12 protein-coding genes and 1 tRNA gene are annotated in these 12,846 nt (G+C 32.1%); all 13 read left to right on the top strand.

Annotated features, from left to right (window positions below; translation table 11 throughout):
* Positions 1 to 25 precede the first annotated feature (25 nt).
* The 13 genes from KO515_RS04215 to KO515_RS04160 all read left to right on the top strand — a co-directional run bounded on the left by KO515_RS04215 (position 26) and on the right by KO515_RS04160 (position 12,756).
* Complete coding sequence (locus tag KO515_RS04215) at positions 26 to 1,165, top strand: efflux RND transporter periplasmic adaptor subunit (protein WP_215935133.1); 1,140 nt, start codon at positions 26 to 28, stop codon at positions 1,163 to 1,165.
* Complete coding sequence (locus KO515_RS04210; protein ID WP_215935132.1) at positions 1,165 to 4,362, top strand: efflux RND transporter permease subunit; 3,198 nt, start codon at positions 1,165 to 1,167, stop codon at positions 4,360 to 4,362. The genes KO515_RS04215 and KO515_RS04210 overlap by 1 nt, the downstream gene beginning before the upstream one ends.
* Entirely contained in the window at positions 4,343 to 5,668 is a 1,326-nt protein-coding gene (locus KO515_RS04205) for a TolC family protein (protein ID WP_215935131.1), read from the top strand. The genes KO515_RS04210 and KO515_RS04205 overlap by 20 nt, the downstream gene beginning before the upstream one ends.
* Before the next feature lie 12 nt (positions 5,669 to 5,680).
* Positions 5,681 to 5,860, top strand: a complete 180-nt coding sequence (locus KO515_RS04200) for a CPXCG motif-containing cysteine-rich protein (protein ID WP_215935130.1) — start codon at positions 5,681 to 5,683, stop codon at positions 5,858 to 5,860.
* A gap of 132 nt (positions 5,861 to 5,992) precedes the next feature.
* Positions 5,993 to 6,838, top strand: coding sequence for a leucine-rich repeat domain-containing protein (locus tag KO515_RS04195; protein ID WP_215935129.1), 846 nt, complete (start codon positions 5,993 to 5,995; stop codon positions 6,836 to 6,838).
* 174 nt (positions 6,839 to 7,012) lie between these two features.
* Positions 7,013 to 7,085, top strand: a tRNA-Met gene (locus tag KO515_RS04190).
* A 196-nt stretch (positions 7,086 to 7,281) separates the two neighbouring features.
* The gene (locus tag KO515_RS04185) at positions 7,282 to 7,812 is read left to right on the top strand and encodes a YSC84-related protein (RefSeq protein WP_215935128.1); all 531 of its coding nucleotides are present in this window, start codon (positions 7,282 to 7,284) and stop codon (positions 7,810 to 7,812) included.
* A gap of 278 nt (positions 7,813 to 8,090) precedes the next feature.
* Complete coding sequence (locus KO515_RS04180) at positions 8,091 to 8,639, top strand: helix-turn-helix domain-containing protein (RefSeq protein WP_215935127.1); 549 nt, start codon at positions 8,091 to 8,093, stop codon at positions 8,637 to 8,639.
* An 18-nt stretch (positions 8,640 to 8,657) separates the two neighbouring features.
* Entirely contained in the window at positions 8,658 to 9,104 is a 447-nt protein-coding gene (locus tag KO515_RS04175) for a response regulator (RefSeq protein WP_215935126.1), read from the top strand.
* Between the two features lie 3 nt (positions 9,105 to 9,107).
* Positions 9,108 to 10,889 (top strand): CHASE3 domain-containing protein, encoded by a 1,782-nt coding sequence (locus tag KO515_RS04170; protein WP_215935125.1) that lies wholly within the window; start codon positions 9,108 to 9,110, stop codon positions 10,887 to 10,889.
* 187 nt (positions 10,890 to 11,076) lie between these two features.
* Positions 11,077 to 11,217 carry a DUF5670 family protein gene (locus tag KO515_RS18795; protein ID WP_252723775.1) on the top strand — a complete coding sequence of 47 codons (141 nt, stop codon included), beginning with the start codon at positions 11,077 to 11,079 and terminating at the stop codon, positions 11,215 to 11,217.
* Between the two features lie 303 nt (positions 11,218 to 11,520).
* Positions 11,521 to 11,661, top strand: a complete 141-nt coding sequence (locus KO515_RS04165) for a hypothetical protein (RefSeq protein ID WP_215935124.1) — start codon at positions 11,521 to 11,523, stop codon at positions 11,659 to 11,661.
* Positions 11,662 to 11,739: 78 nt separating this feature from the next.
* The gene (locus tag KO515_RS04160) at positions 11,740 to 12,756 is read left to right on the top strand and encodes a helix-turn-helix domain-containing protein (protein ID WP_215935123.1); all 1,017 of its coding nucleotides are present in this window, start codon (positions 11,740 to 11,742) and stop codon (positions 12,754 to 12,756) included.
* The last annotated feature ends 90 nt before the right edge of the window (positions 12,757 to 12,846 follow it).

Here is a 12,846-nt window from a genome sequence, read left to right as displayed (position 1 = left end):
TAGATTATAGACGACCAAGACCACTATGTTAAGAAAAATTATTTTATCCGTTATAGGAGTTGCATTAATAATTGGTGCATTCATATTTGCTAATTATCTTATTGATAATAAACACAAACCCAAACCTGTTGTGCCCAAGGTTGTTAAAACAGTTCTTGTTGATACAGTGAAAAACACAACAGTTCCTGTGGTAATCTCTGCAAATGGTAATCTTAGCGCTATGCAGCGCGTGGAATTATATTCTGAAGTTCAGGGTGTTTTTAAGACCGGTACAAAACTCTTTAAACCTGGTCAGAAATTCTCAAAAGGAGAAACATTAATTCGTTTAGATGCTTCTGAATATTATGCGAGTGTGCAATCTGCTAAAAGCGAATTGTATAATAGTATCGCGGCTATTATGCCTGATTTACGGTTAGACTTTCCAGATATTTTTCAAAAATGGCAAACGTATTTAAATGGTTTCGATTTAAGTAAAGCGACACCAACACTTCCAGAAATATCGGGTGAGAAAGAAAATTACTTTATTACGGGTCGTGGTATAGTGAGTGCGTATTACAATGTTAAGAATTTAGAGCAGCGTTTAACAAAATACAGAATATCAGCGCCTTTTACAGGGATATTAACAGAAGCCTTAATTACCGAAGGTACATTTGTACGAAGTGGTCAGAAATTAGGTGAATTTATTAATCCTTCTATTTATGAAATGGAAGTCGCTATCAGTAAATCGTTTGCAGATATTTTAAAAGTAGGAGAATACGTTACACTTACAAATCTAGATGGTACTAAAACCTATGATGGTAAGGTGTCTCGAGTTAATGGTAGTATTGATGCCACAACACAAACGATAACAGCATATATTGAAGTAAAACATAACGACCTTAAAGAAGGTATGTATCTTGAAGCTAATCTAAATGCCGAAAAGGTTGAAGATGCAATTGAGATTGATAGAAACTTATTACTAGATAGCCAAGAGATTTATGTGGTTAAAGATAGTTTGCTTGATGTTATAGCGGTGGAGCCTGCCCATTATTCTAATACAAGTGTGGTTTTAAAAGGTGTACCTAACGGTACCATAATTCTTAGAAAGCCCGTTCCTGGTGCTTATGCAGGTATGCATGTGACAGCAATAAAGAACACAACTAAATCCTTAGATTCTATTCAGTAATGAGAAAAATAATTGAATATTTTATTAGGTATCATGTTGCTGTAAATGTATTAATTCTTGCATTTGTGATTTTTGGTGTCATTGGAGCTTTTTCGTTAAAGTCGTCCTTCTTTCCGCTTACTGAAACCAAAATTATTACGGTAAGTATTACGTACCCTGGAGCGTCTCCACAAGAAATAGAAGAGGGTATAGTGCTTCAAATTGAAGACAATTTAAAAGGATTAAAAGGTGTGGATCGTGTAACGTCTACCTCATTAGAAAATAGTGGATCTATAACTGTAGAGATTGAGAAAGGAGAGAATATCGACTTTATGCTTCTCGAAGTTAAAAATGCCGTAGATAGAGTGCCTACTTTTCCAACGGGCATGGAACCTTTAGTGGTTTCTAAGCAAGAAATTGTACGAGAAACCATTTCCTTTGCAATAAGTGGAGCTGATATTCCTTTGGTGACTTTGAAACAATTAGCCCGTCAAGTCGAAACTGATTTAAGAGGTATAGATGGTATTTCTCAAATTGAATTATCTGGTTTTCCAGAGGAAGAAATAGAAATAGCGGTTAATGAAATTGATTTATTAGCCTATAATCTCACTTTCGATGAAGTGGCCTCTGCTGTGAGTAGTGCGAATATTTTAGTGACAGGTGGAAATGTAAAAACCGTTGCTGAAGAATATTTAATTAGAGCCAATAATAGAGAATATTATGGTAAAGAGCTTTTAAATATTATAGTTAGAGCCTCTTCTGATGGCAAGGTAATACGTTTAAAGGATGTTGCTATTGTACGCGATCGGTTTTCTGAGACTCCAAATGCTACTTACTTTAATCAGAATTTAGCTGTAAATATAGCCATTACAAGTACAAACAATGAAGATTTAATTTCCTCTGCAGATAAAGTAAATGCCTATATTGAGGAGTATAATCAAAAACATAACAATGTATCTATCCAAGTTGTTAATGACCGTTCAATTACTTTAAAACAAAGAACCCAACTGTTAACTGAAAATGCCATTGCAGGTATGTTTTTAGTCTTGTTATTCTTGTCTATTTTTCTAAATACAAGATTAGCGTTATGGGTGGCTTTCGGACTTCCAATTTCGTTTTTAGGGATGTTCATTTTTGCCTCGCAATTTGATGTAACGATAAATGTATTATCACTTTTTGGGATGATTATCGTAATTGGTATTTTGGTAGATGATGGTATTGTTATTGCTGAAAATATCTATCAACATTACGAAAAAGGTAAATCACCAATTAGAGCGGCAATAGATGGAACTTTAGAAGTTATTCCACCTGTAGTGTCAGCAATTATAACAACACTTTTAGCATTTTCACTCTTCTTCTTTTTAGATAGTAGAATTGGTGAGTTTTTTAGTGAGGTGGCTGTAATTGTAATTTTGACGCTAGTAGTCTCTCTAATAGAAGCTCTTATTATATTACCCGCGCATTTGGCGCATTCAAAGGCATTAAGAGCTAAGAAAGTAGATGAAAACCCTTCTAAGATCAAGCAGTTTTTCTCGGTTATGAGATTTATAAATAAAGGAGGGGATCAATTTATGTCTTATCTAAGAGATAAGCTTTACACTCCTACTTTAAATTTTGTGTTAGAATTTAAAATCTTATCGCTAGGAATTTTTGTTGCGTTATTAGTCTTAACGATTGGATCGATCCGTGGAGGTATTATAGGGCAAACTATATTTCCAAGAATAGCGAGTGATGCTGCAAATATAGAATTGGTAATGCCTGCAGGAACAAACGTAAAAATTACGGATTCTATTATTTCTATGATTGAAGAAAAATCATTCATTGTTAATCAAGAACTCACAGAAAAATATTTAAAAGGTACAGGGAAGCAATTATTTGAAAATACGATTGTTAATATTAGCAGTAGCTCTAGCGCAAGACTACGAATAAATCTATTACCAGGAGAAGAAAGACCGGATGCCATTAAGGCTGATCTTGTTACAAATCGATTAGAGGAATTAGTCGGTCCTGTCATTGGAAATGAGCGTCTTATCTATGGTTCTGGCGGAAATTTTGGTGGAAGTCCGGTGTCTGTATCGTTATTAAGTAACAATATTGAAGAACTTAAGGCTTCTAAATTAGAACTTAAAAAGTATTTAGAATCCAATACATTACTTAAAGATATTGGAGATAATGATCCTGCTGGAATTAAAGAAATTCGACTAGAGTTAAAAGAAAGTGCGTATTTATTAGGTCTTGATTTAAGAACGGTGATGGCACAGGTACGTTCTGGATTTTTTGGTTCACAAGCGCAGCGTTTTCAACGTGGTCAAGATGAAATTAAGGTTTGGGTGCGATACGATAAAGAGAATAGGAGCTCTATCAACGATTTAGATGCGATGCGGATTGTGACACCAACAGGTGAGCGCGTGACTTTAAAAGATATAGCAGAATATAGTATTGTAAGAGGAGATGTCGCTATTAATCACTTAGAAGGAAAACGAGAAATTCAAGTGTATGCTGATTTAAAAGATCCTAGTACAAGTAATACAGATATTTTGGATGATATAAAAACGGTGTTTATCCCGCAATTGCAATCCAAATATCCAACTATAAATGCGTCTTTTGAAGGACAGAATAGAGAAAAAGATAAACTAACGAGTTCATTAGGAATAGCGGGGCCAATTATCCTATTATTAATTTATATTACAATTGCATTTACATTTAGAAGCTATTCACAACCACTTTTACTTATATTATTAATTCCTTTGAGTATCACAGCTGTAGCTTGGGGACATTGGCTATTTAATTTTCAAATTAATATTTTATCGCTGCTTGGGATTATTGCCTTAATAGGGATTATGGTGAATGATGGTTTAGTTTTAATAGGAAAATTTAATGGTAATTTAAAAGAGGGGATGTCTTTCGATTTGGCATTATCTGAAGCAGGAAAATCGCGATTTAGAGCTATTTTCTTAACCTCATTAACCACTATTGCTGGTTTAGCACCTTTATTATTAGAAAAAAGTAGACAAGCACAATTTTTAAAACCTATGGCAATTTCCATTTCATTCGGTATTGCTTACGCAACAGTTTTAACGTTACTCGTACTACCTTTATTTTTATCTTTTAGTAATAGTTTTAAACAAGGTAGTAAGTGGTTGACTACTGGTAATAAGGTAACGAGAGAAGAAGTAGAACGTGCTATAAAAGAACAAAATGAAGCAAATGATCACTAAAAGCCAACTTACATTTGTGTTTTTTGCATGCTGGGTTGGTTTGCAAGCACAAGATATATTATCAAAAGAAAAAGCAGTTTCGCTCGCTTTAGAAAATAATTATGGGGTTAAAATTGCCAATAATGCAGTAGCTATAGCGGAGAATAATACCAGTATCTTTAATACAGAGTTTTTACCAACAGTAACTGGCAGTGCAGGGGCCACTTATAATTTAGATGATACAGAAGCAGAATTTTCAGATGGTTCAATCACGAAATTAAATGCTGCAGAAAGTTCTAATTATAATGCAAGCATAGAGGTGAGTTATACCATTTTTGATGGTTTGGGCAGACGCTATAATTATAAGCGATTAAAGGAACAATATGACTTATCTGAACTACAGGCTAGAGAAACTATAGAAACAACGATACTTCAGTTGTTTTCTGTGTATTATAACGTGGCTCAACTTTCGGATAATTTAAATGCTTTAGAAGAAACGTTAAACAATACTAAAGATCGATTAATACGCGCTGAATATCAGTTTGAATATGGTCAAAATACGAAGCTTGAAGTTTTAAACGCAGAAGTTGATATTAATACCGATAGTATCAATATTATTAATACGAAGCAAGATTTAAAAACGGCCAAGCGTGATTTAAAATTGGTATTAGGAGAATCATTTACTACTGACTTTAAAGTTGAAACAGACGTTGAGTTTATGCTACAGTTCCAAAAAGATAGCTTATTTGAAAAAGCAAAATCTAGAAATGTAGCATTGCTTCAAACCGAAAAAAATATTGAAATAAGTAAACTAGATATTAATTCTGGTAAATCAGCATATTTACCAACGGTAGGACTTACGGGGTCTTATGGCTGGAATAAAAATAACAACAATGCTGCTTCATTTTTGGCTGTATCAACTAACACAGGTTTATCTGGTGGTTTAAGTCTAAGTTGGGACTTATTTGATGGAGGAACAACAATTACCACCATAAGAAATGCTAAGATTAATTTAGAGACTCAAGAGCTTCAAAAAGAAAATATTTTACTGAATATAGAGCGTGACTTTAATAACGCTTGGGATAATTACGAGAATAAGCTTGAAATTTATAATATTCAAGAAAAGAATATTGTAACGGCTCAAAATAATTTTGATCGTACACAAGAGAAATTCAAAATAGGACAAGTTAATTCTATCGAGTTTAGACAAGCTCAAGTTAATTTATTAAATGCAGAATTAAGTCGGAATCAAGCTAAGTTTGCTGCAAAACTATCGGAGTTAGAAGTCCTGCAAATTAGTGGAGAATTACTGAATGTTCAATTTTAAATTGTAACTATTATGGATGAGTATTTCTTTCAATGTCCATACTGTTGGCAACAAATTTCAATGTTAGTTGATTTGTCTCAAAGTAATCAAAATTATATAGAGGATTGTGAAATTTGTTGTAATCCTATACAAATAACGGTAGCCATTGAGCAACAGAATATTCTTAGTTTTGTTGCTAAAAGTATGTCTTAGGTATATTTGTAAAATGCTGAATAATAGGTATTTGCGTTTTTAAGTGTGCAGTTCGTCGAAAAAATTTGCCGTTTATTGATAAAACAGGTAAATTCGCATTGTTATTGTGTCCCTCCACAAAATCCTACAATTATGAAGACACTTAGTATAACATTAGTATTCTGCTTAATTTCATTATTCTCTTTTGCAGAAGTTTCTCAAGATCAAAAGACAGCACTTGTAGATTTATACAATGCAACTAACGGTGATTCCTGGAGTCAATCATGGAATTTAAAGAAGCCCGTTTCAACATGGCATGGTTTAACCATAGAAGATGAAAATGTTGTTGGAATCAACTTAAGTTTTAATGGTTTAGAAGGTACGCTCCCTGAGTCAATTTCAAAATTAAAACATTTAAAGGTTCTTAACTTATCATTCAATAAACTTAGTGGTGAATTGCCAAGTTCTTTGGTACGCATGATTAACTTAGAAGAGTTAAAATTATTCTCAAATATTTTTAGTGGAAGTATTCCTTCAGATATTGGAAAATTATCAAATTTAAAATCATTAGAGTTATTTAATAATGATTTTTCTGGAGAGATTCCTTCATCTATTGGAAGCTTAACACATTTGGAAAATTTAATATTAAGTAGCAATCAATTAAAGGGCACACTACCTTCAAGTTTATCGAGTTTAAAATCGTTAAAAGTATTAAGCGTATTTGATAATCAATTATTAGGTAAGATTCCTTCATCTATAGGAGGACTTGCAGAGTTAGAAGAATTAGTATTGTCTAATAATGCATTTTACGGTGAACTTCCAAATGAGTTGGCACAGTTAACCAACTTAAAAACACTACTGTTAGGAGACAATCAATTCAAAGGTAATTTTGCAGCATTAAAAGATAAACTTCCAAATATTGTTGATTTTGACCTTGATGAAGTTAATAGAAAAGGAGCATTAGCAACATTAGATACTGACGAAGAGGATGATAATTAAATTTCTAGCCATAATTTAATATAAGTGATAACGTTCAATTTTATTTTTGAGCGTTATTTTTTTATTTAGATTTTGTTATTTCAAAAAAAGTATTATCTTTGCAGTCCCAAAACGATATGTCGGCATTATGAACCGAGAGTTAAAAGCTAAGAAAATCGTTTTTTGAATACACATCGCGGGATAGAGCAGTAGGTAGCTCGTCGGGCTCATAACCCGAAGGTCACTGGTTCGAGTCCAGTTCCCGCTACTAAGCAAGACCCATCACTAGAAATAGTTGATGGGTTTTTTTTATGTCTTTTCTATTATCATCAATAACATCAAGAATTAATTGAATAGCATCAATTAGAGTTAGGTAATACTCATAATTTTACGATAAGAAAGTTTGAGACACTTGGTTTGAACACTTTCTTTAAAATAAATGTTTAATCAATAAATTTAAAATTATGAAAATTAGAAATTTTATAGTAACAATGGCATTAATGTTTGTAACCGTATTTGCATTTGCACAAAATAAAGATGATAAGCGCGTTATGATGGATGCCGAAAAAGCAATCTCTAAGCTGAAAAGTTTAGATAAAGGATTGGAGAAATTTTTTAGTAATTCCTCTGGTTATGTTGTTTTTCCTAATGTAGGAGAAGGAGCATTAATCGTAGGTGCAGCTTCAGGTAATGGAGTCGTTTATAAGGATGGAATGCCAATTGGAATGGCCGGTATGAAAAAGTTAGATGTTGGTTTACAAGCTGGTGGAGAAGCGTACATGCAAGTCGTTTTCTTTGAAACTGAAGCGGCTTTAAACGAGTTTAAGCAAGGGAATTTTGAGTTTTCTGCGGAAGCTAAGGCTGTAATAGTAGATAAAGGAGCTAGTAAAAATGCCAATTATAATGATGGTGTTGTGACATTTGCAAAATCTAAAGCGGGAGCTATGGCAGATGTATCCGTTGGTGGTCAAAAATTTAAATTCTCAGAATTTTAAGTCCATCTTGAAATTAAAAGTTAGAGCCGATCATAATGATCGGCTTTTTTTATGCTCAATAATTAGCCCGTTTCTGTAAATGGATAACATTCAGTATGATATTGACTTGTAGTTGTGCGAAATTGTTGTTCCTCTTTCATATGATCTGAACTAGAATAGGTGTTCTAATCAGTTTTGATAATTCTTCAAAATAACATGGTGATAAATGCGTTTTTTAGTATTAAATTTGATTAAAATCAAAATAGAGTAAATAATAATCTAATACGATACGTTTTATAATGAAATTATTGTTAAAATTCGACTTTACTAAAGTTTGTAATACTGTTCTAGAACAGAAGTTGAAGGCGCATCAATTCAATTATCAACAAGTTGCTTTTGGGGAGATAGAATTGAAGGATAAGGTATCAAAAGAGCAGCTAGATGCATTTCATAATGATATTAATAGTTTTGGGATTGAGGTTGTTGAAGACCCAAAGAAAATTATAATCCAAAAAATTAAAGATGTCATAGTAGATATGGTATTTAATGAGAAGGATATCAACGTAAAGACCTCTGTTTATTTGTCTGAACAATTAGACGAGAATTATAATTATTTGTCCAACTTATTTTCGGAAGTGACTTATACTTCCATTGAAAATTTTATTATATTACAGAAAATAGAATATACAAAGATATTATTAACAAGTGAAGAACTTTCACTAACCGAAATAGCATTTAAACTCAACTATTCTAGTGTAGCACATTTGAGTAAGCAATTTAAAAATACAACAGGCATTACGCCTTCAGCTTTTCAGCGTATTATTGCGAAAAGAAAACAAATAAATTAACCTTTAACGGTTGTACATATGAATAGCGATTATATTAATATAGCTTTGGCTGATGATGATGAGGATGATAGATTGTTTTTTACAGAAGCCTTTGAAGAGTTGAAAATTAAAAGTAAAGTTTTACTTTTTAAGGATGGTGTAGAATTGATGGAGTATTTGAATGGAGCAGACCGTACACTTCCAAACTTGTTATTTCTAGATTTAAATATGCCGAAGAAATCTGGACTTGAATGTTTGAAAGAAATTAAAGACACCAAACAATTGCGTGATATGGCGATTGCTATTTACTCCACATCAGCGTCTGAAGAAGATATTGAAAATACCTTTGTTAAAGGTGCCAATGTATATATAAAGAAACCTAATGATTTTGAAAAGCTGAAAAAAGTGCTTTCAGAAGTGGTGACTACAAATTGGCAATATCATACTAGCGGATTAAATAAAGACAACTTTTTATTAAGATTATAATATATGCCAACACCGTCAAGTAGATACCTGAGAACCGCTTTTTTAGTTGGGCTTTTTGTTATTTTGTGTATAGGTGGTTTTATGTATAAACATATTAGCGAACTGTCTCAGACTTCACAAGAGGTAGAAGATAATTATGAGCTAAGAAGTGAGTTAGAACTATTAATTTCTAATCTTAAAGATGCTGAAATAGGCCAAAGAGGTTATCTATTAACCAGCGATTCTTTGTTTCTTAACCCTTACCAAGAGAGTCTTAATAAAATACAAAACAACCTTACAGCATTAGATACGCTTATTATTCCTAAAGGTGGGCAAGTTGAAAAGCTCAAGGTGTTAAAGGTTGATATAGCGAAGCGATTCGAAAACTTTGATAAGTCTTTTACCCTCACTAATGAAGATAACACTATATTAACACAAGAACTTTTATTCTCATTGCATGAAGGTGAAATTAGGATGGATAGAATCCGTGAGGATATCATTGAAATGTTGAGATTAGAACAAAGTTTGTTGACCGAACATCAAAAGATTAATGAAAAGAAAATAGGACTAACACCTTTGTTTTTTTATGGTTTATTGATTGTTACTCTGGTTATTCTTCTATTGGCTTATTTAAAAATGACATCAGATTTAAGAGCTTTAAAAGAGAGTAATACAGAATTAGATGTTTTTGAAAAACTGACTAAGCAATCTGAAATTGTAAGTGATAGTAGTACTTGGGTTTGGTATATTGAGGAAAATGAGTTTGAATTTTCAGATAATTTGTACCGCTTAGTAGGAGAAGAGCCTCAAAGCTTTGAGCCAACCTTAGAAAACTTCTATAAATATGTACATGAAGAGGATCTAGATAATTTAGGCCAGCAAGTAAATACAATGATGAGAGAAGAAGAACTTCCCTTCACCAATTTTCGTGTTGTGCATAAAGATGGGACTATTAGGCATCTAAAAGCGTTTTCTAAGCTTATGGATGATGCTCAAGGTGTTAAAACAATGTTGGGAGTTACTGTTGATGCTACAAATGAAGTAGAAAATTACAGAATTATTGAGCAGCGTAACCAAGAATTAGAACGCACAAATAAAGAATTGTCTGCGTTTAACTATGTTGCAAGTCATGATTTACAAGAACCATTGCGCAAAATACAGACCTTCCTTTCAAGATTAGAAAGTAAAGAAAAGGATCGTATTTCTGAGAGTGGAAAGGATTATATTCAGAGAATGAAGTCTGCCTCTGCTAGGATGCGTATGCTTATTGAAGATTTATTACAATATTCTCGTACCAACACGTCAGAAAAAGAATATATTAAGACGAATATGAACATGCTATTAGAAGATGCTCAAGCAGAACTCTTTGATAGTATTGAAGAAAAACAAGCTAAAATTATTTGTGATGAATTGCCAACAATGGACGTTGTTTCTTTTCAAATACAACAGTTGTTCATTAACCTAATAAGTAATTCATTAAAGTATAGTAGAGAAGGAGTACCTCCAATTATTGAAATAACACACCAAGAAGTGCTTTCAAGAGAGGTCAATCAAATTAAGAATTCTTTGTATAAATATCATCATAAAATTACGTTTAAGGATAATGGTATTGGTTTTGACCAAGTTTACGCAGATAAAATATTTTTACTCTTTAATAGGTTACATGGTAAGTCTGAATACTCAGGCACAGGCATCGGTTTAGCTATTTGTAAAAAGATAGTAGAAAATCACAAAGGTATTATTATAGCCAAAGGAGAGCCTAATATTGGAGCCACATTTACTATTTATCTACCGTTTCTAAAATAGCAGACCTGGACGAAGTTCTTAAAATAGTATAAACATTTTCTGAAATTGTATAACATGCTCAATTCGAGATTGTGCATATTTGTTATGAATTTAACTCCGCATGTTTATAGTTACTTGAGCGATATATAATGGTTTATAACAAGTTTCTAAAACAAGTTAAAGCCCTTAATAAAATCGTCATTTTACAATGAAAACCTTTCTTTATGTTTTTTTAGTACTCTTAGTTATCCTATGGGCCATTGGTTTTTTTGTGTATGCCTTATCTGCCATAATACACTCATTACTAATTGTGGCATTAATTTTACTTATAGTTATTAATAAAAAGTAATATTAGGTGTATAACTGATCTTGGATCTGACACGATCATATACTTCAAGTTTTATATTTCCTTCCATTCACTAGCTAACTTTTATTCACCGACTAGCATATTCATTGTATAACGTTTAATGTCTTCATCATGAAGGAGATGACTTTGTGCAGTTTTCAAATGTGATACCTCATGCAATGCTTATTTTGGCTTTTGTTTAACACTTTTTTGTAATGATGTAACAAAACTAGGGAATTGTATAACAGAGTAAGCTATAAGTGTTCGTTACTTTGTCATAACAAAAACAACCTAATCAATTACACCATGAAAATATCATCTAAACAACTACAAAAGCAATTCGCAAGAGTGGGAAGAATTTTTCCAAAACGCAAATTAGAAGTGGCTTATTCAGAAATAGGGTATTCCAAACTAAACTCTATACAGAATACTAAAGAAGCAATTTAAGCTTACACAATTTACTGTCTTAATTAGTAAAGCTAATTAGAATTAACAAATTACTGTCTAACCAAAAACAAACACATTATGAAAACTATAGAAATTAAAGCAAATAATTTAGAATTAATGTTTCACGCTTTAAAAAATGAAGTTGGTGGAACTTTCACAACAAGCCACAGAGAAGTAGAGTTGATAATAAATAATGAATTGGGAGTTGGCTTAATTAGAGGCATAGAATTAGAAAGAAATACAGTATTTATAGAGTTTGATGTAAAATTTAAGGAAGACATTAAGTTCATCGTTAAAAGTCCTAAGAAATCAGTAGTTAACTTCCTCTATTGTTCAGAAGGTAAGCTGAAACATGCTTTTGACAGCAAAGGAACATCAAATATAGTTGAGACATTTAAAACAGGTATTTCTGCAAATATTGAAACCTCAGAAAACCATATAAGTTTTTATAAAGACGTTTATGTAAATTCTACGATAGTGTCTGTGAACACTTCAGAGAAAAGCTCGGCTAAACATCATATAAATCATATGGTTTCGGAACTTTTTATTAATAGTAAAACTTCAGATTATAGTTACGTTGGTTCTTATAATTTAAAAATTGCAGAAAATATTAAGCAATTAAAAGCCATTAAGCAAAATGGTGTTGTAAGAGTATTACTAATTCAAGGCTTGGTGAATTTTATCTTAGCTATGGAAATAGAGCAACATTCATTAGATATTAAGAGTGCTCAAAACCCAACAGGATCACTCACTGGATTTGAATTAAAACAAGTAAAGGAACTATCAGACTATATCAATAATTTTCCTGAAACGAACTTAAGTGTTATCGAATTAGCAGCTAAAATTTCAATTAGTCCTGCTAAAGTACAAGAAGGCTTTAAGTTGATGCATGGAAAAACTTTAAACAACTACATTAGATTTGTAAGGGTTCAAAAATCAGAGGAGCTTATTAAAAACACAGATTTAAATATTTCAGAAATTGTTTACTCTCTTGGATTTTCAAGTAGAAGTTACTTTTCTAAAATTTTTAAAGAACAATACAAATGCTCACCAATTGAGTACAAACAAAACATTAAGTTAGCTGCAACAGCATAATATACATTTTGAATACCAGGCAGAGGTTGTTAGAATATTGTAAGTAATATTCTAACAACCTCTTTTTTTTATCATTAGTAATTGATGAAA

Origin of the sequence: Winogradskyella psychrotolerans (assembly GCF_018860545.1) — a bacterium.
Classification (GTDB): domain Bacteria; phylum Bacteroidota; class Bacteroidia; order Flavobacteriales; family Flavobacteriaceae; genus Winogradskyella; species Winogradskyella psychrotolerans_A.
The sequence above is the reverse complement of the archived record's forward strand: the minus strand, read 5'-3'. Positions and strand labels throughout refer to the sequence as shown.